This window comes from Anaerotignum sp. MB30-C6, from assembly GCF_030908465.1.
GTDB lineage: Bacteria > Bacillota > Clostridia > Lachnospirales > Anaerotignaceae > Chakrabartyella.
In genome coordinates, this window is sequence record NZ_CP133078.1 from 353988 (window position 1) to 376116 (window position 22129).

General features: G+C 40.2%; 17 protein-coding genes and 1 pseudogene. 17 read left to right on the forward strand and 1 reads right to left on the reverse strand.

All coding sequences use genetic code 11. From position 1 onward, the window contains the following. The first annotated feature begins 189 nt into the window (after positions 1 to 189). From RBQ60_RS01700 to RBQ60_RS01710, 3 genes are read left to right on the forward strand one after another with little or no spacing between them, the layout of a single operon-like run. Positions 190 to 978 carry an MBL fold metallo-hydrolase gene (locus RBQ60_RS01700; RefSeq protein WP_307885962.1) on the forward strand — a complete coding sequence of 263 codons (789 nt, stop codon included), beginning with the start codon at positions 190 to 192 and terminating at the stop codon, positions 976 to 978. Positions 979 to 986: 8 nt separating this feature from the next. Next, positions 987 to 1466, forward strand: coding sequence for a 23S rRNA (pseudouridine(1915)-N(3))-methyltransferase RlmH (gene rlmH, locus RBQ60_RS01705; protein WP_307884877.1), 480 nt, complete (start codon positions 987 to 989; stop codon positions 1464 to 1466). 34 nt (positions 1467 to 1500) lie between these two features. Further along, on the forward strand, positions 1501 to 1902 hold the full coding sequence (locus RBQ60_RS01710) for a hypothetical protein (protein WP_307884878.1): 402 nt from the start codon (positions 1501 to 1503) through the stop codon (positions 1900 to 1902). Between the two features lie 158 nt (positions 1903 to 2060). On the opposite strand, the gene murC is transcribed toward RBQ60_RS01710, so the two are convergent. Continuing rightward, the gene (gene murC / locus RBQ60_RS01715) at positions 2061 to 3437 is read right to left on the reverse strand and encodes a UDP-N-acetylmuramate--L-alanine ligase (RefSeq protein WP_307884879.1); all 1377 of its coding nucleotides are present in this window, start codon (positions 3435 to 3437) and stop codon (positions 2061 to 2063) included. 523 nt (positions 3438 to 3960) lie between these two features. On the opposite strand from murC, the gene RBQ60_RS01720 reads away from it, so the two are divergent. The 14 genes and pseudogenes from RBQ60_RS01720 to RBQ60_RS01780 all read left to right on the forward strand — a co-directional run bounded on the left by RBQ60_RS01720 (position 3961) and on the right by RBQ60_RS01780 (position 22013). Continuing rightward, on the forward strand, positions 3961 to 5235 hold the full coding sequence (locus RBQ60_RS01720; protein WP_307884880.1) for a glucose-1-phosphate adenylyltransferase: 1275 nt from the start codon (positions 3961 to 3963) through the stop codon (positions 5233 to 5235). Further along, positions 5232 to 6356, forward strand: coding sequence for a glucose-1-phosphate adenylyltransferase subunit GlgD (gene glgD, locus RBQ60_RS01725; RefSeq protein WP_307884881.1), 1125 nt, complete (start codon positions 5232 to 5234; stop codon positions 6354 to 6356). The genes RBQ60_RS01720 and glgD overlap by 4 nt, the downstream gene beginning before the upstream one ends. A 188-nt stretch (positions 6357 to 6544) precedes the next feature. Then, on the forward strand, positions 6545 to 7921 hold the full coding sequence (gene glmU, locus RBQ60_RS01730; RefSeq protein ID WP_307884882.1) for a bifunctional UDP-N-acetylglucosamine diphosphorylase/glucosamine-1-phosphate N-acetyltransferase GlmU: 1377 nt from the start codon (positions 6545 to 6547) through the stop codon (positions 7919 to 7921). Positions 7922 to 8040: 119 nt separating this feature from the next. Further along, the gene (locus tag RBQ60_RS01735) at positions 8041 to 9000 is read left to right on the forward strand and encodes a ribose-phosphate diphosphokinase (RefSeq protein ID WP_307884883.1); all 960 of its coding nucleotides are present in this window, start codon (positions 8041 to 8043) and stop codon (positions 8998 to 9000) included. Positions 9001 to 9416: 416 nt separating this feature from the next. After that, positions 9417 to 10397, forward strand: a complete 981-nt coding sequence (locus RBQ60_RS01740) for a 2-hydroxyacid dehydrogenase (RefSeq protein WP_307884884.1) — start codon at positions 9417 to 9419, stop codon at positions 10395 to 10397. Positions 10398 to 10871: 474 nt separating this feature from the next. Continuing rightward, positions 10872 to 11561 (forward strand): aminoacyl-tRNA hydrolase, encoded by a 690-nt coding sequence (gene pth / locus RBQ60_RS01745; RefSeq protein WP_307884885.1) that lies wholly within the window; start codon positions 10872 to 10874, stop codon positions 11559 to 11561. Beyond that, positions 11558 to 15064, forward strand: coding sequence for a transcription-repair coupling factor (mfd, locus tag RBQ60_RS01750; protein ID WP_307884886.1), 3507 nt, complete (start codon positions 11558 to 11560; stop codon positions 15062 to 15064). The genes pth and mfd overlap by 4 nt, the downstream gene beginning before the upstream one ends. A 207-nt stretch (positions 15065 to 15271) precedes the next feature. Continuing rightward, positions 15272 to 16255, forward strand: coding sequence for a peptidylprolyl isomerase (locus RBQ60_RS01755; protein ID WP_307884887.1), 984 nt, complete (start codon positions 15272 to 15274; stop codon positions 16253 to 16255). A 104-nt stretch (positions 16256 to 16359) separates the two neighbouring features. Next, positions 16360 to 17205, forward strand: a complete 846-nt coding sequence (locus tag RBQ60_RS01760) for a ferredoxin (protein ID WP_307884888.1) — start codon at positions 16360 to 16362, stop codon at positions 17203 to 17205. Positions 17206 to 17672: 467 nt separating this feature from the next. Next, positions 17673 to 18035, forward strand: a complete 363-nt coding sequence (locus RBQ60_RS01765) for a hypothetical protein (RefSeq protein ID WP_307884889.1) — start codon at positions 17673 to 17675, stop codon at positions 18033 to 18035. A gap of 90 nt (positions 18036 to 18125) precedes the next feature. Further along, positions 18126 to 19028, forward strand: a complete 903-nt coding sequence (locus RBQ60_RS01770) for a LysR family transcriptional regulator (protein ID WP_307884890.1) — start codon at positions 18126 to 18128, stop codon at positions 19026 to 19028. Positions 19029 to 19097: 69 nt separating this feature from the next. Next, positions 19098 to 19445: an ArsR/SmtB family transcription factor gene (locus RBQ60_RS01775; RefSeq protein WP_307884891.1), complete on the forward strand. Its 348-nt coding sequence runs from the start codon at positions 19098 to 19100 to the stop codon at positions 19443 to 19445. Between the two features lie 96 nt (positions 19446 to 19541). Next, positions 19542 to 19667: pseudogene (locus RBQ60_RS15495) on the forward strand (cation transporter); the annotation flags it as partial. Between the two features lie 183 nt (positions 19668 to 19850). After that, positions 19851 to 22013: a heavy metal translocating P-type ATPase gene (locus RBQ60_RS01780; RefSeq protein WP_442871378.1), complete on the forward strand. Its 2163-nt coding sequence runs from the start codon at positions 19851 to 19853 to the stop codon at positions 22011 to 22013. Positions 22014 to 22129 lie beyond the last annotated feature (116 nt).

A 22129-nucleotide genomic window follows, 5' to 3' on the forward strand; every position in this document is an offset into this window, starting at 1 on the left:
CTATAATTTAAGGAAGGCATTGTTAACGCCATGGGTTATAAGTATTAGGAAAATACGCATAGTCTATGGGCTTAGGAAGTCCTCCACGTATTCAGGTGGAGGGAAGGCAAAGCGTTGTCAGAAATTTGTGCAATACAAACTACGCATAGTCTTTGCCAAGAAAATAGAAAAGGGGGGAGTTTTTTGGCAGTGGAATTTTGTACCCTCGTTAGCGGAAGCAGTGGAAATAGCACCTATATCGGCACAAAACATACACGCATTTTAATTGATGCGGGAGTCAGTGGCAAGAAAATTGAGGAAGGTCTGGCTGAGCTTAAGTTAACGGGAAAAGACATAGATGGATTATTTATTACCCATGAGCATTTGGATCATATAAAGGGTGCAGGTATTTTCTCAAGGCGATTCAATGTCCCAATTTACGCTACATATGAAACATGGATGGCAATGGAGAATACCTTGGGAAAAATTTTACCTACCAACAAACGGTTTGTTTACCCTGGAGAAAATTGTATTATTAATGATATTTGTGTAAAGCCTTTTTCCATTCCCCATGATGCCGTAGACCCTGTGGGATATAATATATTTGCAGGGGAAAAAAAGGTTACCCTTGCTACGGATATTGGGCATATTACTGAAGAAATAAGGGAATGTATCGCAGAAAGCGAAATTCTTTTGTTGGAATCTAACCATGATGAGGAAATGGTACAGAAAGGGAGTTATCCTTGGCACTTAAAAAAACGTATTTTAAGCGATAAGGGTCATCTTTCCAACACGTCTGCGGGGGAATTACTGTCTTACGTGGTAGATGGAAAAATGAAGCATGTTTTCTTGGGACATTTAAGCCAAGAAAATAATGAGCCCCATTTGGCCTTTGATACCGTTGAGAAGATTTTGCAAAAGAATAGAATTAAAGTTGGCAAGCATATTAAAATGGATATGGCTTATCGTCATAATACGGGAATAAAAGTTGAAATATAGGTGAGGAAATGAGAGTCACGATTGTATGTGTTGGAAAGCTTAAGGAGGCATACTGGCGAGGAGCGATTGGGGAATACAGCAAACGCCTAAGTCGTTATATGAAGCTGGAAATTGTGGAATTGCCCGATGAGAAAGCACCGGAAACCATGAGTCCTGCCCAGGAGAATGAAGTGCGTGAAAAAGAAGGCGTACGCATTTTAAAAGCAGTGAAAGAAGATGCTTTTGTAGTAGCCTTAGCTATAGGTGGTAAAAGCCTTTCTTCTGAGGCTTTGGCGGACTTTATGGCGGAAAAGTCGGTTCGAGGTGTTAGCCACATAGTGTTTATCATTGGCGGCTCCCTAGGGCTTTCAGATGGGGTTATGAAGCGGGCTGATTTTTCTTTAAGCTTTTCTCCCATGACTTTTCCCCATCAAATGATGCGGGTTATTTTACTAGAGCAGATTTATAGGGCTGAGAAAATAAATCGGAAAGAGCCCTATCATAAATAGAGAATCCGAAAGGGTAAAAAAAGGAGGTTTTGCAATGTTTAGCAAGCCATCGAATGGTTGGACGGATGTAGTCATCAGTGAATTTGAGGGGCAGGCCAGTTATCTTACGGATGTGCCTATGGATTGCTTAAAAGGGTGTATCTTTGCCTTAAAGAATAAAGTACCATTTTCTTTTTTCTTTGATGAGGAGGGCAGTGAATGCATCATCACCTCACATGGGGAATATACCTATATCCTTCATGAACTGGATCAAACACAAGTCTATAAACTTGAGTTACCTTTTCTTGCTTTGGCGAAAGAAATTGCCCAAGACATTGAGGCTTATTTAGATGAATGGATCAATTGGTTTACCTATTTAGAAGAAGAAGATTTGGAACGAACAGAGGCATTAAAAAATGGTTTGGTTGAGCTGAAGGAACTTCTGGAAAACCAATAAAAGAAAGATTTTTTCTGGAAATTTATTCACGCTTATGATGTGACCCCATAGCTTTAAGGAGATTTTCTCTTTCATTATTTATTATGATTTGAGAGTTTTATAGAGAAAATCCTTACCCACAATAAAAGGCTGTCGATATATATCGACAGCCTTTTTAATCATACTAAAAACAATTCGCCAATTTTATATACATCCCCAGCGCCAACGGTAAGGAGAAGGTCTCCCTGATGACAGTGGTCTTGTAAGTAAGACAAAATTTCATCAAAGTTTCCAACATAATGGGCAGATTTTCCTGTTTTTTCAATACGCTGTGCCAGCTGAGCGGCACTTACTGTACCATCATCTGACTCTCTAGCGGCATAAATATCGGCAATGATGATTTCATCGGCATCATAAAATGCGTCCCCAAATTCTTCGAACAAAAACTTTGTGCGAGAATAGGTATGGGGCTGGAATACACACCATGTGGTGTTGTGCTTTACCTTCTTTGCTGCGGCTAAAGTCGCTCTGATTTCTGTTGGATGATGTGCATAATCATCAATAACGAGAATTCCATCCTTTTCACCTTTTCGTTGAAAACGGCGATTTGTTCCATTGAAATGACCAAGGCCCTTTGCCCAATCTTCAGGGGAAATGCCTAAAAAGCTTGCAGACGCAATTGCCGCTAAGGCATTGGAAATATTGTGATCTCCGGGAACGTTAAGGTCGATGGTTGCCTTTATCTTATTATTATAGTACACATCGAAGGTATTTTTTCCGTCATCATGATGAATGATATTTTTAACTGTCCAGGTTGCATCATCTTCTGTTAATGAAAAGGTTTCAACGTTGCAAAGCAAACCTTCCGAAATCTTGGATAAATATTCAATATCTTTGTTGATAACCAAAACACCGTTTTCAGGAATACGCTTTGCAAAGTCGTGGAAGGAACGATAAATATTCTCTAAGGAACCGAAAAAATCTAAGTGGTCACTTTCCACGTTTAGGATAACTCCAACCAAAGGATTCAAACGTAAAAAGCTGTTATAATATTCACATGCTTCAGCAACAAAATAGGGAGATTTCCCGATTTTCAAGTTACTTCCGATGGTAGGGAGTATGCCGCCCACGGTGATGGTGGGGTCTTTTTCCGCTGCCAAAAGAATTTCGGAGACCATGGAGGTGGTTGTTGTTTTTCCGTGAGTACCAGATACAGCAACAGAATTGCTATGCTCTCCCATAATTTCCCCCAAAAGTTGGGCTCTGTCCATAATGTGCAGGTTTTTTGCCTTTGCCACTTCCAGTTCGGGGTTGCCATCGTGAATTGCAGCTGTAAAAACCACATGAGTTATATCATCTGTGATGTTTTCTGCGTTGTGGCCAATATTAATATGGATGCCAACGGACTGCAGATGGTTTGTTACGGGTGTTTCCCGAATATCGGTGCCGGATACTTTAAAACCACGGCTTGCCAGAATCTCGGCCAAGCCGGACATACTAATGCCACCGATACCAATAAAATAAATATGGTCTGAATCTTTAAAAATAGTAGTCATATATTACCGCCTCTATCATTTTACGGATCGTAATCGATCTCTAACATAATTTTGCTTTCCATTATAGTATACTAAAATAGGAAAGGCAATGATTAACATGGAATTCTATATTTAATTTTATACAGAAAGATTTGAAATAAACCTAAAAATTACGAAAACCTTGAAATTAAGTAGGAAAAGAAAAATTCCTCATAAGGGCTGAAGGAATTCCTGTTTTTTTTACAAGACATATATGGTATAATTATGTAAATTCCCACCACTGGGATAGGCGAAACGTAGGCCCTTTACATTCCATTTTAGAAATGAAAAACAGAAACAGCAGTTTCATATAACCGAAAGATTTAATGAACACCACATAACCCATACTTTGTGCAAAATATGTTATAAGACCACAAAGGTAGGAGAAGTGCTACCAATGATCTTTCGAAGTTTCAGCTACTTTATCTGGATTATGGTATAAAATAACAAAATCTCTAATATATATTTGTTTTGTTGGACAAATTAAGGCAGGGGGTAGATACAAATGCGTAAGAAAGAAATGATCGCAATGCTTTTGGCCGGCGGGCAAGGAAGCCGTTTGGGCGTTTTGACACGCAAGGTGGCAAAACCAGCGGTCGCCTATGGCGGGAAATTTAGAATTATTGATTTTCCACTGAGTAACTGTATCAATTCTGGAGTAGACACAGTGGGTGTATTGACTCAGTATCAGCCCCTAAGACTAAATCAGCATATTGGAATTGGGATTCCTTGGGATTTAGATAGGAAAAATGGCGGTGTAACTATTTTAACCCCCCACGTAAAAGGCGGAGATTCGGGAGAATGGTTTATGGGCACTGCCAATGCAATTTATCAAAATATCGACTACATCGATAGCAATAATCCTGAATATGTGTTGATTTTATCTGGGGATCATATCTACAAGATGGACTATTCTAAAATGTTGGCGTTTCATAAAGAAAAAAAGGCAGCGGCTACCATTGCCGTTTTGGAAGTTCCTTTTGAAGAGGCAAATCGTTTTGGCATTATGAATACGCAAGATGATGATAGAATTTACGAGTTTGAAGAAAAGCCAGAAAAGCCAAAAAGCAATTTAGCCTCCATGGGTATTTATATTTTCACATGGAGCCGATTGAGAGAGGCTTTGGTTGAGGATAGAGAGGTACACCCCGACAGCGATTTCGGTATGCACATCATTCCGAAAATGTTGGATGAAGGGCAAACAATGTTTGCCTATCGCTTTAGAGGATACTGGAAGGATGTGGGTACCATTGAGTCTTATTGGGAGTCCAATATGGAGTTGGTAAAGGCCTTGCCAGCGTTTAACTTGTATGAAGATTTCTGGAAGATTTATACCAACTCTCACCATCAGCCACCAACTTACACGGCACCTGGGGCAGTTGTGAAAGAATCTTTAGTGACGGACGGCAGTGAAATTTACGGTGAAGTTTATCACTCTGTTTTAGGTTCAGAGGTGATTGTTGGAAAGGGTGCGGTTATCAGAGATTCTATTATTATGGGTAAAACTGTAATCGGAGAAAATGCCCTATTGGAACGCTGCATTGTAGATGAAAACTGTGAAGTTGGCTCTGGGGTGCATATGGGTTTTGGCGATAACTTGCCCAATGAAACAAAGCCCAACATCTATAACACGGGTATTACTGTAATTGGTAGTCATACCAAGGTGCCTGAAGGCATCAAAATTGGAAAAAACTGCGTAATCTATGGATATACAAAAGAAGAAGATTATGTAGGAGGTAAATTGGATAGTGGTAAATCTGTTGTTCGGGAGGGGAAATGAGTATGAAAGCCATTGGTATCATATTAGCAGGCGGTAACAATGAGGGACGACTCGGTGTACTTACCGACCATAGAGCGGCAGCTGCTTTGCCTGTAGGCAGCAGCTATCGTGCCATTGATTTCACGTTAAGTAATATGTCAAACAGCGGTATTGGGAAGGTAGCGGTGCTGACCCAGTATAATTCTCGTTCTTTGCGGGATCATTTGACGTCCTCAAAGTGGTGGGATTTCGGTAGAAAGCATGGGGGTTTATTCGTTTTCACCCCTTTTACAAGCAGCACCGATTCCAACTGGTTTCGAGGAACAGCCGATTCCATCTATCAAAACATGACCTATCTTTTGAGAAGTAACGAGGAGTATGTGGTCATTACCAGTGGGGATTCTATTTATAAAATGGACTATCACAAGTTGGTTGAAAGACATGAGGAAAAAGGTGCAGATATTACCATTGCTTACCAAAGGATGTATCGAGATGATTTAAATAATTTCGGTATCATGGAGATGGATGAGGGAGGGCGTTTGCTGGAATTTGAAGAAAAACCAGAACATCCCAAAACAAATGAGGCTTCTCTTGGAATATACGTTATTTCCAGAACTCTTTTGATTGATATATTAAACGAAATCATACCCCAAGGGGGATTTGACTTTGTAAAGGATATTTTGATTGCAAAACGAAAAGAGTTAAAAATTTACGGTTATGAATTTAAAGGGTATTGGAATACCTTAAGCACAGGGGTAAGTGCCTACTACAACGTTAATATGGATTTCTTGAAGAAAGAGGTGAGGGATGCCTTTATTAACGAGTATCCCTATATCGAAACAAAGGCAAAGGATGAGCCTCCTGCAAAATATAATAAAGACGCAGATGTAAGAGACTCCCTTGTTGGTAGTGGTACTATTTTTAACGGCAAGGTGGAGCATTCCATCATATTCCGTAAGGTTTACACGGGAGAAGGTTCTGTTGTAAAAAACTCTATCCTCATGGAGGGCTGCAGAATCGGTAAAGATTGCGTGGTTGAAAATGCCATCTTGGATAAAGAGGTTGTGCTTTCTGATGGACAACAAATCATTGGAAAATCCATTCATGACTTGGCTATCTTAAAAAAAGGGACAAGATTATAATTGGAAGAAGCAGGCGAGGCTGGGATTCGCCTGCTTTTCTTTACCCTATTCCAATGATATTTTACTACTTTTTTGGGAAATAGAGCAGTTTTTTAGTAAAAGCGTATATTGAATTTTTATGTCAAAAATGAGAAAATATCCAAAGTTGTGTTCGGTTTTAGTTGAAAGCCGTGAGAAAGGAGAACAACATGAAAAACTTGAAGGCCGTTATTTTAGCGGCAGGAGAAGGCACCCGCATGAAATCAAAAATGCCCAAGGTGCTGCATGAAGTATTGAATAAAACAATGATTGATTATGTTATAGATACTGCAAAGGGTTGTGGCGCAGAGGAGGTTTGTGTCGTTGTTGGGCATAAAGCAGATGAGGTAAAGGCTTCCATTAAAAAAGATGGTGTTTCCTTTGCTTTACAAAAGGAACAAAAAGGAACAGGCCATGCGGTGATGATGGCGGGGGACTTTATTGAAGAAGATAAGGATATTCTAATCCTTTACGGGGATACACCTTTGATTCAAGGGGATACCCTTGAAAAATTGGTGGAAAAGCACCGCCAGGAGGATTTTGGTGCCACTGTTATTTCTGCGAATGTTGAAAATCCTGAAGGATATGGGCGTATTATTCGTGATGCAAAGGGGAATTTTATAAAAATCGTAGAGCATAAGGATGCAACGGCTGAAGAACGCCTTGTAAAAGAAATTAATACAGGCATATATATTTTTAAAGGTGTTGCTTTAAAAACTTCCTTGGGCAAATTGGATAACCACAACGTCCAAGGGGAATACTACCTGCCAGACTGCTTAGCATTAATATTAAATGCTGGCGGAAAAGTTGGTGCCGTTGTTGCCGAGGATGACAAGGAGTTTTTTGGTGTAAACTCACGGGTACAATTGGCAGAGGCTACAAAAATTATGAAAACCCGTATTAACCATGGTCACATGGAAAACGGTGTTACATTGGTCGATCCGGAAAATACCTATATTGGTGCAGATGTAAAAATCGGTATGGACACGGTAATCTTACCTGGATGCGTTTTAGAAGGATATACAGAAATCGGCGAGGATTGTAAAATCGGCCCGAACTCTCATTTGACGGATATGCGTTTGGGGGACGGGGCGACGTTTCAAAGTTCCACAGCTTTGGAGTCTACAATTGGAAACAACACTACGGTAGGACCCTTTGCTTACATTCGCCCCAACTGTAAGATTGGGGATAATGTAAAAGTTGGTGATTTTGTTGAAGTAAAGAATTCAAATATAGGCAATGGTACGAAGATTCCCCACCTGGCGTATATCGGTGACACCGACGCCGGAGAAAAAGTAAATTTTGGATGCGGTAGCATAATGGTAAATTACGATGGAAAGAAAAAACATCGTACTATTGTGGAAGACAATGTTTTTGTAGGCTGTAATGTAAATTTGGTTGCTCCTGTTCGGGTAAAAGCAGGTGCTTATGTCGCTGCAGGTTCCACCATCACAAGGGATGTACCAGAAGATGTGCTTGCCGTTGCAAGAGCGAGACAACAAGTCATTGAAGGCTGGAAAAAGAAGAAAATGGAAACAGAATCATAAAAATGGACAAATACGTCGAAATACAGTTGAAATTGCTTTGGGAACGGTGTAACATATAAAGGGGGGCTTAATTTAGCCTTATATCATAAAATGCAAAAGATTATTAGGGGGATATTGAAATGATTAATTCTAGTGGCGGCAACATCAAGATTTTTGCGTGTAATTCCAATCGTGCTTTGGCACAGGATATCGCAGAAAAAATGGGTATGACACTGGGTAGTGCAGAAGTTGAAAAATTTAGCGATGGTGAAATTTCCGTAAAAATAAATGAAACAATTCGTGGCGCGGATGTTTACATCATTCAGTCTACCTCTTCACCTGTAAATGATAGCTTGATGGAATTGCTGATTATGATTGATGCAATGAAGCGCGCTTCTGCAGGCAGAATTACGGCTGTAATGCCTTATTATGGCTACGCAAGACAGGACCGTAAAGCAAGAGCAAGAGATCCCATCAGTGCAAAATTGGTAGCAAATATTTTAACAACAGCAGGTGCAAACCGTGTACTAACAATGGATTTGCATTGTGCACAGATTCAAGGTTTTTTTGATATCCCTGTAGACAATTTAGTGGGAAGTCCTTTGCTGACAAGTTTTTATATCAATAAATACGGTGATGAGTTGGAAAATTTCGTTGCTGTTTCCCCTGACTTAGGTAGCGTATCAAGAACTAGAAAATTTGCAGAAGGATTAAATATTCCTCTTGCAATTATTGATAAGCGTAGACCAAAGGCAAATGTTAGTGAAATTATGAATATTATCGGTGATGTAAAAGGTAAAAAAGTAATTTTGGTTGACGATATGATCGACACTGCTGGTACAATTACCAATGCAGCAAATGCGTTGAAGGAAAGAGGCGCAATTGAAGTAGATGCTTGTTGTACCCATGCTGTATTAAGTGGCCCTGCGATCAAACGTATCCAAGACTCTGCCATTAATGAGTTATTGGTTCTTGATACCATCGATTTACCTGAAGAAAAGAAAATCAGTAAGATTGTTTCCGTATCCGTTGGCGATATTTTTGCGAATGCAATTAAGTGCATTCACGAAGGCAGCTCTATTTCTCAGTTGTTCGACTAATTGTTCTTTGTAATACAATAGCACATAAAAATGCAAGCTCCTATTTACTCCCTTTTGGAGAGAAATAGGAGCTTATTTTTATAAAAAATCGTAGAAAAAGAAGGTTTTTTTGTCTTCGGAGGGGGTTAATTTGGTTGCATTTTTTCATTTATTTGTTATAATAAGATACAAATGGGATATTGTCCCAAAGTTAGTGCGAAAGAAAGGCACTGCTATCAGTTAATTTATCAGAACAGGACGAAATTCATTCGTCAAAACTGACAATTTTGTGAAATGTTGGTTGACAAATTAGGATAAATGAATTATATTTGTTAAAAGTAAGACAAACGAAATGTCTCTCTAAATTGAATAGAGGATTAATTTTGTTGCCCAACTAAATTTTACCATTATTACATAATTTTAGGAGGAGTTATAATATGAAAATCGCATTTTTTGACACCAAGTCCTACTGGAAAGACTCTTTCGGTCCTGTGGCTGAAAAATATGGATTTGAAATCACTTTCTTCAATGAAAGATTAACACCTGCGACTGCTCATTTGGCAGCGGGTCATGATGCTACTTGTTCTTTCGTTAATGACGAAGTGTCCGCTGAGGCTGTTCGTGAGTTGAAAAACTTGGGTATTAAAGTTCTTTTATTGCGTTGTGCAGGTTTTGATAGTGTTGATTTGGCAGTTGCGAAAGAATGTGGTTTGCCTGTACTTAGAGTTCCTGCTTACTCCCCCGAATCTGTTGCTGAACAGGGTGCAGCTTTGTTGATGGCTGTAAACAGAAAGTCTCACTTGGCATATGAAAGAAGTACAAAATTCAATTTTGACATCGCTGGCTTGGATGGTGTTGCTTTGGTTGGTAGAACAGCTGGTGTTATCGGTACAGGTAAAATCGGTCAGTGCATGATTAATATTTTGAAGGGCTTTGGCATGAACATCATCGCTTATGATGCATTCCCTAACCCTAACCTTGGTTTGGAATACGTTGAATTGGATGAACTTTACGCTCGTTCCGACGTTATTTCCCTTCACTGCCCTCTTATGCCTGCAACACGCCATATGATTAACGCAGAAGCGATCGCTAAGATGAAAGACGGCGTTATCTTGGTTAACGTTGCTCGTGGTGGTTTGGTTGACTCCGTAGCTTTGGCTGATGCAGTAGAAGCTGGAAAATTCCGTGGCGTTGGTATGGACGTTTGTGAAGTTGAGCATGAATACTTCTTCGAAGACAGAAGCGATAAAGCAGACAAGGATGCTACATTAAGCAGATTGTTAGCAAACGAAAAAGTTGTTATTTCCGGTCACTTGGCATTCTTGACAGAAGAAGCTTTGACTTCTATGGCAGAAGTAACATGTGGTAATGCAAAAGCTTTCTTGGAAGGCACAGAATTGGTTAACGAAGTAAAGTAATTTGATAGCTTGATTTTAGGGCGGACACGAAAGTGTCCGCTTTTTGATTTTTGCTTGTAGGTGATAAAACAGATTTAAAGGCATGAGGGTGAGAGAATTTTTCAAGTATGATAGTCCCTGGCTAGTGTTATGTTTATTCGAATCCATGCTTTTTGTAAAAAAGTTTAATGAGGCATTGTCTTGTTTTTGGATTGGAAACCATTGTTTTTGCCGATATTACTATGGTATAATAATAAAAAAGTAGTCTTTTTCTGGGATAATCTTGCCGTACTTCATGAGTGCGAAAATAAATAAGGACAAAATAAGCGTAGCTCTAATTCTAAAAATTAGGGCTTTTAGCTGTGTATAAGGGTCAAAATAGGTACTGAGTCCTTAGACTTAGAAGAAGTTCTGAGGTATCAGAAGATGAATGAAAATCATTGGTTGTTTGTAAAATAGGAAGGCGTACTTGTTGGTTTAAAATTGGAGGATAAAATGGGACTTTTTGATAAATTTAAAGATAACGATAAGGGGCAGGATTTTTTTGTGGTTGCAGGGTTGGGCAACCCTGGCCCCAAATATGAAGGTACAAAGCATAATATTGGCTTTGATGTGGTAGAACGCTTGGGTAAGAAATATAATATAGAGATGAATAAATTTAAGCATAAAGCCTTGATCGGGGATGGCACAATCGCAGGAAGACGTGTTCTTTTGGTAAAGCCTCAAACATTTATGAACCTAAGCGGGGAAAGTATTCGAGAAATCGTTAATTTCTACAAGATTCCTCAGGATCATTTTGTTGTCATTTATGACGATACTAGCCTACCAGTCAGTGGCGTGCGTATCCGTGAAAAAGGTAGCCATGGTGGACATAACGGTATTCGAAATATTATTGCCCAAATGGGTACAGATGAGTTTTGCCGCATTAAGGTTGGCATCGGCGAAAAGCCAAACGGTTGGGATTTAGCAGATTATGTTTTGGCCAAGTTTGATAAGGACGATTTACCTATGATAGAACAAGGGGCAGATAAGGCTGTGAATGCCGTGGAGTTGATTTTATCCCGAGGGATTATGGATGCCATGAATCGGATTAATCAAAAACCTAAGGCACAAAAAAAAGAGAAAGTCGAAAAAAGGACTGAGGTTCAAGAAGAAAAGAAACCTCAAGGCGAGGTGGAAGAATGAAAACGCTAACAGAGCCTTTATTGGAACTGGAAGGGTATCAGAATGTGCTGGAATCCATACGTATGAACCGCACCCCTGTGTTTGCAACAGGGGTCATTGACGTGGAAAAATCCCATTTATTATTTTCAATAAAGGAGCATTCCCAAAGGCCTTTATTAATTTTGACCTACAGCGAAATAAGGGCAAGGGAGATTATTGAGAACATATCCTTCTTTCATAAAAATCCAATTTACTATCCTGCCAAGGATATTTTGTTTTATAGTGCGGATGTGCATAGCATGGAGATGAATCGACAGCGATTTATTGCTATGGAAAGACTGCTTTCTGGGGAAAGACCCATTATGGTAGCGTCTATGGAGGCACTGCTAGATCGATATCCGAAAAAAGAAATTTTCACCCAGTTTATTCTGACTTTAAAAGTTGGGGATGTTCTTGACATAGATGATCTTATTAAGCAATTGGTTTGTTTGGGCTATGAGCGCACGGAATTGGTAGAAAGCGCAGGCCAGTTTGCTTTACGTGGGGGTATTTTGGATATTTATTCTTTAACTGCCGATGAGGCTGTGCGTATAGAGCTTTGGGACGACGAGATAGATTCCATTCGTTCTATGGATGCTGCCAGCCAACGTTCCATCGATAAGCTGGAAGAAGTCAGGATTTTCCCTATGCGGGAGTTGGTATATGAAGAAAGCTTGGCAGAGCAGGCGGCAAATAAAATCAGTAAAGAGTTTGCAAAATGCTTACAAACCATGATCAAGAAGGGCTTGACTGAAGAAGGAGAGCGCTTAAAAGAAAATATTGGCGAAGATGCAGAACGACTCAGACTTGAAAAAAACCTATCTAATGTTGGTTCATATATTCCTTATTTTTATGAGGAAAGCGTCAGCCTGTTGGACTATATCCCAGAGGACACGTTGCTCTGCTTTGATGAGCCTGAACGGATTCGAGAACATATGGCCACGGTAATGGAAGAGTATAGGGAAAGCATGAAAAGCCGTATTGCCCAGGGGTATTTATTGCCTGGACAGTCTAAGCTATTGTTTGATTATACGGATATTTTATGTCAAGGGCAGGGCTTTGGACAAATTTTACTGGCGGGGTTAAACCAGAGAACCGTTGATTTTGATCCCAAGGTAAAAGTGGATTTTGCAGTACGCTCCACCCCTTCTTTTAGTAAACGTGTTGACCTTTTTTGCGAAGAGTTACAATACTTAAAAAAGAGGGAGTATCGAGTTTTAATTTTAGGGGGAACAGGCTCTCGAGCACAACGAATGGCAAAGGAACTTTCTGAAATGGATGTCCCTGCAGTGTATATGGAAAACCTAGATATGCCTATGCCAAAAGGCTCTATTTGGGTGGCAAAGGGCAGCTTAGCTAAGGGGTTTTCTTATGAATACATTAACCTAGCAGTTTTTTCGGATAACGAGTTATTTGGTGGTGGGGAGAAAAAGCGGAAAAAGAAGAAAAAGAAGAATGGTACTGCCATTGAAAGTTTTACGGACCTGAAAATTGGTGACTTTGTTGTACATGATAATCATGGTATTGGTGTTTTTGGCGGATTGGAAAAAATATCTGTTGAAGGCGTTCAAAAGGATTATATGAAAATTTCTTACCGTGACGGCGGAAACCTTTTTGTACCCGTAAATCAGATGGATATGGTGCAAAAGTATATTGGCAGCGGCGGTGCAGCCCCTAGGCTCAATAAATTGGGTGGCCAAGAATGGGTTAAGGCAAAGGCCAAAACCCGTGCGGCGATTAAAATACTGGCGGAAGATTTGGTTGCTTTATATGCAAAGCGTGCCGCCGCAAAGGGACATCAATACTGTCCAGATACTGTATGGCAAAGGGAGTTTGAAGAAGCCTTTCCTTACGAAGAAACCGATGACCAGATGAATGCCATTGAAGATGTAAAACATGATATGGAGAGCGGCAAGGTTATGGACCGTTTGATTTGTGGCGACGTAGGGTATGGGAAAACGGAAGTTGCCATTCGTGCTGCCTTTAAGGCGGTGCAGGATGGAAAGCAAGTGGCTTTTCTTGTACCAACAACTATCTTAGCCCAACAGCATTACAATACCTTTGTTCAGCGTTTGGCGGGGTATCCCGTTAACATTGAATTGCTTTCTAGATTCCGCACAGCAAAACAGCAAAAGGAAAGCTTGAAAAATTTGGAAAGGGGCTATGCTGACATTGTCATTGGTACCCATCGTATTCTATCTAAGGATGTTGTTTTCAAGGACGTGGGGTTGATTATTGTAGATGAGGAGCAACGTTTTGGCGTTTCCCATAAGGAAAAGCTGAAAAAACTGCGGGAGAATGTGGATGTGCTGACGTTATCGGCAACGCCCATTCCTCGTACCTTGCATATGAGCCTTTCGGGCATACGAGATATGAGTTTGCTGGAGGAGCCGCCTCAAGAAAGACAACCCGTACAGACTTATGTTATGGAGAATAACCCAGAATTTGTGCGGGAGGCCATCCATCGGGAGGTAGCAAGGGGCGGACAGGTTTATTATTTATATAACCGAGTGGATTCCATTAGCGAAGAGGCCTTACGACTGCAAAAAATGATTCCTCAGGCAAATATCGCTTTTGCCCATGGGCAGATGTCTGAACGAGAGTTGGAAGGCATTATGGAGGACTTTATCAGTGGTGAAACAGATGTATTGGTTTGCACAACCATTATTGAAACGGGGATGGATATTTCTAATGCCAATACCATAATCATTCAGGATGCAGACAGAATGGGATTATCTCAGCTTTATCAGTTGCGAGGGCGAGTAGGACGAAGCAACCGTATTGCATATGCCTATTTATTATACCGACGGGACAAAATGCTACGTGAGGTGGCGGAAAAACGTTTACAGACCATTCGTGAGTTTACTGAATTTGGCTCTGGTTTTAAAATTGCCATGCGAGACTTGGAAATTCGTGGGGCTGGGAACCTGCTTGGGGCAGAACAGCATGGGCATATGGAGTCCGTAGGATATGATATGTATTGCCGCTTGTTGGAAGAAGAGGTACAAAACCTGAAAGGCGAGGCACCGAAAGAGGAATTGTTGGAAACTACGGTGGATATAAACATCAGTGCATACATTCCAGACTTTTATATAAAAAATCAGGAGCAGCGTATGGAATTGTATAAGAAGATTGCCAACGTGAGAACCCAAGAAGAGTATTATGATATTCAAGAGGAGATGGAAGATCGCTATGGTGATTTGCCAAAGAGTGTGCAAACCCTTTTGGAGATTGTGCTGCTCAAAGGCCAAGCAAGAAGCTTAGGCATCTCTTCTATTGCACAAAAGCGTGGAAATGTTGTGCTGGAATTTCGCCACGACGCAAAAACAGACCCTGTCGCTTTAACAAAGATTATTTCTGAGGGCCGAGGCAAGTATTTATTCACGGCGGGAGCCAATCCTTATTTAACGATAAAGCTACAAAAAGATAAAGAAAACAAGGTGTTAGATGAAATTAAAATCCTATTAAATGCAATAAAGGGATAGTCATTTATGGAAAGAATGTGTATAATAGATGCATTAGGGCTTTTCTGAAAACTTCAGTATTCCAATCTTTTGCAGAGGACACATTCGTTGGAGTGGAGGCTTCCAAATATTAGGGAAAGATATTCATTTTTTTTTAAAAAAAGGTGAAAAAAGGAGTTTCCAGAAACGTTCTAATTAAAAAAAGTGAAAAAGAAAGAGGGATTTATAATGAAGAAAAAAGGACTTCTTTGCCTGCTGACTGCTGGCGTGATGGCTCTTTCTGCCTGCGGTAGCACTAGCAATAGCAATAGCAGCAACTTTAATGATGAAGTTGTCATGAAGGTTGACGGCAGAGAGATCATGAAATCGGAATATATGGTTTATCTGTATACAACCACAAAAAGCTTTACCGCTGTTGGTGGGGATGAAATCTGGACCATGGACTTTGATGGACAGACAGCAGATGAATTGGTGGAAGAACGTACATTGAACACACTGCAAAGCGTTGTTGCAGCAACGAAATATGCAGAAGAAAACAATATTGCTTTAACAGATGCGCAAAAAGAGGAAGCGGTAAAGTCTTCAGAGCAGTTCGTTTCTAGCTTACCCAAGGAAGACATTGAAAAAATGGGCGTTGATGCCAAAAAGTTAGCACCTTTTATGGAAGGTTCCTATTTATATTCTTTGGTTTATCAGGCATTAGCGGCAGAGTGTGAAGTGGATGAAGGAGAAAAAGCCAAGTACTATGAAGAAAATAAGGATCAGATGAAAGACGATTATACCTTATTGGATATGGATACCATTGTTTTAAATGACCTAGAAAAGGCAAATGAAGTGGTGGAAAAAGCAAGAGCCGGGGAAGATTTTAAGAGTCTATTCGATGAGTACGATGTAGACGAAAATTCCAAAAAAGAAGACGAAGGCGGCAAGTTGTCTCTGTATAAAACACAATTTACGTCCTCATTTGGCTTGACAGATGTTCCTGAGGTAGGGGTAGTAACAGAACCCATATTAATGGATGACGTTTACTTTGTTTTAAAGATTAATAATATTACCGTGCCTCAGGATAGTGAAGTCAAAACAGTTGCTGAGACCTCTTTTGCAAATCTAAAACAAGCGGAGTACAGCGATGCCAGATTTGAAGAAATGGTGGCGGCACAGAAAGTTGAATTTATCGAGGGTGTGTACGAAAACCTAGAAAAATTTCATTAAGTAGTTAAAAAGAGGGGGCATTATGGAATGCCCTCTTTTTCTTTGTTGAAAAATAAATGGGCTTGGGGTATTATGGAAGTAGATTTATTTCGAAGGGGGGAAGGATGCTAAGGAAGCATCCGTTTCAGATGGGAATGAAAAGGGTTTGGGCAGTATTTTTTAGCCCCACAGGGGGTACAGAAAAAGTAACAACCACTGTTGCAAAAACGGTTGCAAAGGCTTTGGACGCAGAATTTTGTGCTTATGATTTTACTTTGCCTCAGGGCAGGGAGGAAGAAGTTATATTTGGAGCGGGAGACCTTGTGGTATTAGGAACCCCTGTTATTGCAGGGAGAATACCAAACCTCTTATTGCCATATCTAAATGAAAAAATAAGTGGAGAAGGTGCCGTTGGGGTGCCAGTGGTTTCCTTTGGTAATAGAAGTTATGACGATGCTTTAATTGAATTAAGAAATATAATGGAATTGAAGGGATTTCAAACCATTGCAGGCGGTGGTTTTGTTAGTGAGCATTCTTTTTCTCGCACATTGGGAGGGGGTAGACCCGATGCAGAGGATATTGCAAAGCTAACTGCCTTTGGTGAAGAAATAGCTGAGAAGATAAACGCTGGATGGGAGTATATTGGCCCTGTGCACGTAAAGGGGGAGGACCCTATTCGCCCATACTTTATACCCAGAGATAGACATGGAAATGCCATTGATATTCGTAAAGTAAAGCCCAAAACAGGAGAGGGTTGCTGTGGTTGCGGGATTTGTGCAGAAGTTTGTCCCCTAGGTTCGATTCCAAAAGAGAACCCCACAATCACCCCGGGGACTTGTATGAAATGCTGTGCTTGCATCAAAAAATGTCCTATGGGAGCAAAATATTTTGATGACGCAGGTTTTATTTATCATAAAGAGGAGTTAGAGGAGCTTTATGAAGGAAGGGCTGAAGGGGAATATTTTCTATAATCTAAGGAAGGAGAGTCAATGTTTACTGGACTGATAGAGATTATTGGATTATTTTACTTTTGGACATAGATCATATGGCCTTTCGTCTTTGTTTTTTCCTTTGCATTTGGGATTGTTGAGCTGATTAAGAATGACAAGGCCTCTTTATGGCCTCTTTTTTGGGCAGGCCTATCTTTACTCATTATGCTATGTGCTTTGATTTCTATGATATGGTAGGTTGCGAAGCACCTTATTTTAGAAAGAGTGCTAGGTGAGGAAAAACCTATTTGGTGAAAAATTATTACTTTAAAGTACTTAAGGTAAACGAATGAAAAAGCCCCGTTCTTTGCATAAGATTTGCCTTGCAAGTCATTGCAAGGGGGCTTTTTATTTTGTCCCGTATATTAATTTTAGGTTAAGGCTTATATCAGTATTTTCTTTTGGGTTTGTTTGGTGCAAGGTTATTTATTGTTTTTCGGAGGTGGAAAATGAATTGGGGTGTACGAATACTTTTATGCATTGGGTATAGCATTCCCTATGGTTTTTTTGCCATGCATGGAGATGTTGTATCTGGAACCATGTTGTTTTATGGGGTTATGATTGTATGTTTTGCCGTGCTATGCTATTTTTCCACGAAAACTGCCAATATAAAATCACTTATTGTTGGAAATATACTTAGTTATTTCTCCTCATATGGATTTATGTTGGGCTACCAAACGGAGGAGTGGAGTTGGTACTTCAAGCCCTTTACTGCACATAGCCTTTTGGTTGTCCTATCAGTGGCAGCACTATTCTTACAACTAGCATTTGTATATTATGATCGTGTTAGTCGGGGGAAGGGTGGAAGCTAGGGTGATTAGGGATGATTCTGTACAAAGGGTTTGTATGATTGCACATATTTTGTTTTTCAAGTATGATAAAAGAAGAAAGGGGTGTTGAGGTTGAAGGTCGATGTTTCGTTGGACTTATATCGTATTTTCTGCACCGTGGTGCGTACAGGCAATATGTCTGCGGCAGCCAGAGAATTATTTATTTCCCAGCCAGCAGTCAGCATGGCAATTCGCCAATTAGAAGATAGAATGGGTAGTCCACTTTTGGTACGAACGGCAAAGGGTGTATATCCCACTGCAGAAGGGAAACTGCTGTATACCTATTTGGAGCAAGCCCTGGGTTTAATTCATGCCGCTGAGGAAAAATATTTCCAAATGGTAAATATGGAGATGGGCGAACTGAAAATAGGTGCTAGCGATACGGTAATTGCGAATTTTTTACTGCCTTATTTAGAAAAGTACCATAAACTTTATCCTGATATTAATATCAAGGTAACCAATAAAACCACCTATGAATCCTTACGTTTACTGAAAAACGGTAGCGTTGACGTATGCTTTATCAACCTCCCTATCAGTGATGATGGAGATTTGGAAATTACCCCGTGTATTGAAATACATGATGTTTTGGTGGGAGGCGAAAGGTACAAGCTATTGTCTCAGGTAGGCTTAGAGCTAAAAGACTTGCCAGAGTATCCCCTACTGCTTTTAGAGGATTTGAGTAACTCTAGAAGGTATATAGACCGTTATGCCGAAGAGAATGGCGTGGTTTTAACTCCTATTTTAGAGTTGGGTAGCAGTGATTTATTGATTAGCTTTGCCCAAATTAACTTAGGGTTAACCTATGTGATCAAAGAGTTTACCCAGGAAGCTTTAAAAGAAAAGCACCTATATGAAGTCCCTGTGGATCCACCTTTGCCAAAGCGAAATATAGGCATGGTTCGATTGAAAAATGTGGCGGCACCCCATGCAGTGAAAGGTTTTATTGAGTTAATAGAATTTCAAGAAAACATTTGAAAACAGTTGACAAGAAAAAAAGATCATGTTAACATATGAGCAAGTGTTCAATTGATTGAGGGTGATAATATGGAACGCTGTTGCATGAATACGGATGAAATTAATATGATTGAAGAGTTGGAAAAAGATTTTATTCGGGATCTTGCAGAATTTTTTAAGGTTTTTGGTGATGTTACCAGAATTAGAATTCTACAAATTCTTTTGAGTGGAGAAAGAAATGTCAGTGAGCTGGCAGATTCTTTAAGCATGACCCAATCTGCCATTAGCCATCAGTTGCGGGTTTTACGGCAAAATGACTTGGTAAAATATCGAAAAGATGGGAAAACGGTTTTCTACTCTTTGGATGATGATCATATCCGTACGGTATTGGAACAAGGCATGGTTCATATTCGTCATAAACGAGGTTATGTAGAATAGAAAATGAGGCTGTTTTAGGGGCAACTCGAAATGGCCTATTCTTTAAGAACATATATGAATAAGTAATCATATGAGCAATCATGGGGGTGTTTCGTTATGAAGGTGTATTTAAAAGGACTAACCTGCGCAAATTGTGCAGGGAAAATTGAGACTGCGGTAAACGCATTAAATGAAACAAAACAGGCAGAAATGAATTTGATTAAACAAACCCTTGAGGTATCTTTGGCTGAGGGGGTAGAGGCAGAAAAAATGCTTGGTAAAATAGAGAAAATTGTACATAAGCTTGAACCAGATGTTCAGGTTTCTTTGGATCTAAGCAAGCTTTCCCAAGGGTCAAGTTGTTCTTGTGACCACTGTCATACAGACGACCATGGACATGATCATGGACACGACCACGGACTCGTTATGAAGGTGTATTTGAAAGGACTAACCTGCGCAAACTGTGCAGATAAAATTGAGACTGCGGTAAACGCATTAAATGAAACAAAACAGGCAGAAATGAATTTGATTAAACAAACCCTTGAGGTATCTTTGGCTGAGGGGGTAGAGGCAAAAAAAATGCTTGGGAAAATAGAGGAAATTGTGCATAAGCTTGAACCAGATGTTCAGGTTTCTTTGGAACAAAGCAAGCTTTCCCAGGCGTCAAGCTGTTCTTGTGGCGATTGTCATACAGACGGTCATGGACATGACCACGGACACGACCATGGACACGACCATGGGGGAGAAATGGAAGGGAAGAAGCTTTGGTTACGCTTTGGCGGTGGCGGTGTTTTATTTTTGGCCGCCGTACTTCTAGGGGATTCCACTCCAACAATGTCCACAGTATCTCTATGTCTATACTTCATTTCCTATGGTATTTTCGGTTATGATGTTTTGATTCGGGCAGTTAAAAACATTTTAAGAGGTCAGGTTTTTGATGAAAACTTCTTAATGGCTATTTCCACTGTGGGAGCCATTGGTATTGGCCAGATGTCTGAGGCGGTTTTTGTAATGATGTTTTATCAAATTGGGGAGGCTTTTCAGGACTATGCAGTACAAAGATCCAGAAAATCTATTACAGCTTTATTAGACATTCGTCCTGACTTTGCAGAGGTTATTACATCTGCCGGAACGAAAAGGGTACATCCGGAGGAAGTAAAGATCGGCGATATAATTTTGGTTAAGGCAGGGGAAAGAATTCCTTTGGATGGTAAGGTGAAAGAAGGGTATGCCCTATTGGATACAGCGGCTTTAACAGGTGAGTCGGTGCCTCGTGGCGTTGAACCAGGCAGTGATGTACTAAGTGGTTGTATCAACTTAGATGGTAATCTGAAAGTTGAAGTTTCTAGATCTTTTGGGGAATCTACAGTAATGAAGATTTTGGAAATGGTTGAAAATGCCGCAGGTAAGAAATCTAAAACAGAACGTTTTATTACCCGCTTTGCAAGGGTGTACACACCTGTTGTGGTGGGTTTGGCCGTAGCACTCAGCATACTTCCTCCGTTATTAGGTTTTGGAGAATTCCAAATGTGGTTTGGCCGTGCTTTAATTTTCTTGGTTGTTTCCTGCCCTTGTGCTTTGGTACTCTCTGTTCCATTAAGCTACTTTGCGGGGATTGGTTTTGCTTCTAAAAATGGTATCTTGATAAAAGGTGGCGGCGATTTAGACACCCTCTGTCATGTGAACCAGATTGTTTTCGACAAAACAGGAACCCTTACAAAAGGTAAATTCTCTGTAGTGGAAATGGAATCTGACGATAAAGAAGAGCTTTTATACCTTGCGGCATTGGGTGAAGTGAACAGCAACCACCCCATTGCTGAGGCAATTGTGAATGAATACAAAAAAACAAAAGACATCCCTGTGAATTTATTAGTGGATTATAAAGAGTTAGGCGGTTTAGGAATTTCTTATAGCTTGAGCGGGGCGAAAGTTCTTTTGGGTAACCAAAGACTAATGGACCGTGAGAAGATTGATTACAAACCTTTTAAAGGCGTTGGCTCCGTAATTTATGTGGCCAAGGATGGACTTTACAAAGGGTATATTGTTGTTGCCGATACTTTAAAAGATGGTAGTAAAGAGGCTTTAGAGGCGTTACGTGGCAAAGGCGTAAACTCTATGGTTATGCTTACCGGTGACCGAAAGGAAAACGCCGAAGCTATGGCAAAAGACTTGGGATTAAACAAGTTCTATGCTGACCTTTTACCGAGAGATAAGGTTCGGATACTAGAGGAATTAAAGGGCGAAGAGAATCCACTCTCGAAAACTGCCTTTGTTGGAGATGGTATAAACGATGCACCTGTATTGGCAGGGGCAGATTTAGGAATTGCCATGGGCGGCATTGGTTCCGATGCAGCCATTGAAGCGGCAGACATTGTTCTTATGGATGACGACATTGGGAAACTGGCAGTGGGTATTCGAATTGCGAGAAATACCCGTTCCATCGTAAGGCAAAACATTGTTTTTGCTTTGGGTGTAAAGGTCTTGGTTTTAGCAATGAGTACCGTTGGTATGGCAACCATGTGGATGGCAGTGTTTGCAGACGTTGGTGTGGCATTATTAGCAATTTTAAATGCTATGAGAAAGAAATAAAGTTAAGATGAATGATTTAGAACCCTCTGCTGCTTTTGGCGGAAGGTTTTTTAAATGAATGAGGGGTCATAGGGATTTTTGGAAATAGGTTGAAAGATTGGGGAATGTGCATAATA

Coding starts and splice junctions, on each gene's coding strand:
- rlmH (WP_307884877.1), top strand. CDS start 987: ATGAGAGTCACGATTGTATGTGTTGGAAAGCTTAAGGAGGCATACTGG.
- pth (WP_307884885.1), top strand. CDS start 10,872: ATGGGACTTTTTGATAAATTTAAAGATAACGATAAGGGGCAGGATTTT.
- glgD (WP_307884881.1), top strand. CDS start 5,232: ATGAGTATGAAAGCCATTGGTATCATATTAGCAGGCGGTAACAATGAG.
- RBQ60_RS01765 (WP_307884889.1), top strand. CDS start 17,673: ATGAATTGGGGTGTACGAATACTTTTATGCATTGGGTATAGCATTCCC.
- glmU (WP_307884882.1), top strand. CDS start 6,545: ATGAAAAACTTGAAGGCCGTTATTTTAGCGGCAGGAGAAGGCACCCGC.
- RBQ60_RS01755 (WP_307884887.1), top strand. CDS start 15,272: ATGAAGAAAAAAGGACTTCTTTGCCTGCTGACTGCTGGCGTGATGGCT.
- RBQ60_RS01780 (WP_442871378.1), top strand. CDS start 19,851: ATGAAGGTGTATTTGAAAGGACTAACCTGCGCAAACTGTGCAGATAAA.
- RBQ60_RS01740 (WP_307884884.1), top strand. CDS start 9,417: ATGAAAATCGCATTTTTTGACACCAAGTCCTACTGGAAAGACTCTTTC.
- RBQ60_RS01720 (WP_307884880.1), top strand. CDS start 3,961: ATGCGTAAGAAAGAAATGATCGCAATGCTTTTGGCCGGCGGGCAAGGA.
- RBQ60_RS01735 (WP_307884883.1), top strand. CDS start 8,041: ATGATTAATTCTAGTGGCGGCAACATCAAGATTTTTGCGTGTAATTCC.
- RBQ60_RS01760 (WP_307884888.1), top strand. CDS start 16,360: ATGCTAAGGAAGCATCCGTTTCAGATGGGAATGAAAAGGGTTTGGGCA.
- RBQ60_RS01775 (WP_307884891.1), top strand. CDS start 19,098: ATGGAACGCTGTTGCATGAATACGGATGAAATTAATATGATTGAAGAG.
- RBQ60_RS01710 (WP_307884878.1), top strand. CDS start 1,501: ATGTTTAGCAAGCCATCGAATGGTTGGACGGATGTAGTCATCAGTGAA.
- mfd (WP_307884886.1), top strand. CDS start 11,558: ATGAAAACGCTAACAGAGCCTTTATTGGAACTGGAAGGGTATCAGAAT.
- murC (WP_307884879.1), bottom strand. CDS start 3,437: ATGACTACTATTTTTAAAGATTCAGACCATATTTATTTTATTGGTATC.